Genomic DNA, 1593 nt, shown 5'->3' on the forward strand with positions numbered 1-1593 from the left:
CGCGGCGGGCGGCGTCTCGGGCCGCGGCCGCGGCGCCTCGGGGGGCGGCGGCGCGGAGGCGGCAGGCGACTGGGCCTGCGGCAGATCCTCCGCCCCCACCAGCGTCACCTGCACGGCGGCCGGGGTCTCGGGCGGACGGCTCACCCTGGGCAGGCCGAAGATCGCCAGCAAGAGCAGGACCCCGTGCAGCGTGAGGGACTTGTTCAGGGGCTTGCGCAGGAATGTCAGACGCGGAAGCAGGCGCACAGGTCGCTACTCCGCCCCCATGGTGGGGCCGCCATCCTCGGTCACCAGCCCGATGCGGGTGAACCCGGCCGCGTTCAGCGCGCCCATCACCTGCATGACCTGGCCGTAGGAAATCCCCTGGTCGGCACGCAGGAACAGCTGCCGGTCGGTGCGTTCCTCGGCGATGGCCGTCAGCCGCGGGATCAGCTCCTCGGCGGCGATCTCGGTGGTCTGGATCGCCATGCCGCCATCGGCCTGGAGCGTGATGGTCAGAGGCTCCTCCTCGGGCATGGGCAGGGGCTCGGCCGCCGTCTCCGGCAGCTCGATCGGCACCCCCACCGTCATCAGCGGCGCGGCGACCATGAACACGACCAGCAGGACCAGCATCACGTCGACGAAGGGCGTGACGTTGATCTCGGACATCGGCATCGTATGGGCATGCGACCGGCGGCGCCGGCTGCCCCGGCCCCCGCCGCCCGCGGAACTGCGCATCGGGGTCATCCGCCGGCGACCTCGCGGCTCAGGAGCGTCGAGAATTCATCGGCGAAGGCTTCCCAGCCCGCCACGATCCGCGCGCTGTCGGTGGACAGCTTGTTATAGAAGATCACCGCCGGGATCGCCGCCAGCAGCCCCATGCCGGTGGCCAGCAGCGCCTCGGCGATGCCCGGCGCCACGATGGCGAGGCTGGTATTGCCCTCGGCGGCGATGTTCTGGAAGCTCTCCTTGATGCCCCAGACCGTGCCGAAGAGCCCGACGAAGGGCGCGGTCGAGCCGACCGTCGCCAGATAGGTCAGCCCCTTGCTCAGCGCGTCGGTCTCGCGGCCGATGGCGACATCCATGGACCTGTCGATGCGCGAGGCCACGCCCGGGGCGATGCGCCCGTCCTGGCGGATCGAGCGCTGCCATTCGGAGAAGCCCGCGACGAAGATCCGCTCCGGCGCGCTGCTCGGGCGCGGCGATACCTTGTCATACAGCTCGTCCAGCGGATCGCCGGACCAGAACCGGTCCTCGAAACTGCCCAGCCGCCGCCGCGCCAGCCGGAAGGCGGCGAGCTTCTGGAAGAATACCGTCCAGGCCCAGACCGAGGCGGCCAGCAGCAGCAGCATGACCAGCTGCACGGTCGGAGAGGCGCGGAAGAACAGCGCCATCATAGAAAAGTCGTGATCCATTGATCTGCCCGTGTGTCACGGCGGCTTCGGCCGCTCGGAATTTGGCCAGCAGTCTATGCCAGATTGCGCGGAAGGGAAATGACATCGCCGTCAGTGCCGGCCGCCATGGCGCCATGGCTCGGCGGGAAAGCGCCTGCCCGCCCCTTCCCCCGCGGCGCGCGGTCGGCGGCGGGGCGCGGGCCGGACCGCGACCGGCCCG

The 1593-nt window shown here is 70.9% G+C and carries 3 protein-coding genes; all 3 read right to left on the reverse strand.

Annotated features, from left to right (window positions below; translation table 11 throughout):
• Positions 1-246, reverse strand: a 246-nt coding sequence (locus ICN82_RS21120) for a hypothetical protein (RefSeq protein WP_226898661.1), incomplete at its 3' end; no start/stop codon positions are given.
• A 6-nt stretch (positions 247-252) separates the two neighbouring features.
• A complete protein-coding gene (gene tolR, locus ICN82_RS21125) occupies positions 253-717 on the reverse strand; it encodes a protein TolR (protein ID WP_193187314.1) in 465 nt (154 codons plus the stop codon).
• A gap of 5 nt (positions 718-722) precedes the next feature.
• Positions 723-1394, reverse strand: a complete 672-nt coding sequence (tolQ, locus tag ICN82_RS21130; RefSeq protein WP_193187317.1) for a protein TolQ — start codon at positions 1392-1394, stop codon at positions 723-725.
• Between the last annotated feature and the right edge of the window lie 199 nt (positions 1395-1593).

Origin of the sequence: Mangrovicoccus algicola (assembly GCF_014903745.1) — a bacterium.
GTDB lineage: Bacteria > Pseudomonadota > Alphaproteobacteria > Rhodobacterales > Rhodobacteraceae > Mangrovicoccus > Mangrovicoccus algicola.

Bases quoted from the DNA above. Each gene is read 5' to 3' on its own strand.
- tolR (WP_193187314.1), bottom strand. From the start codon at position 717: ATGCGCAGTTCCGCGGGCGGCGGGGGCCGGGGCAGCCGGCGCCGCCGG.
- tolQ (WP_193187317.1), bottom strand. From the start codon at position 1,394: ATGGATCACGACTTTTCTATGATGGCGCTGTTCTTCCGCGCCTCTCCG.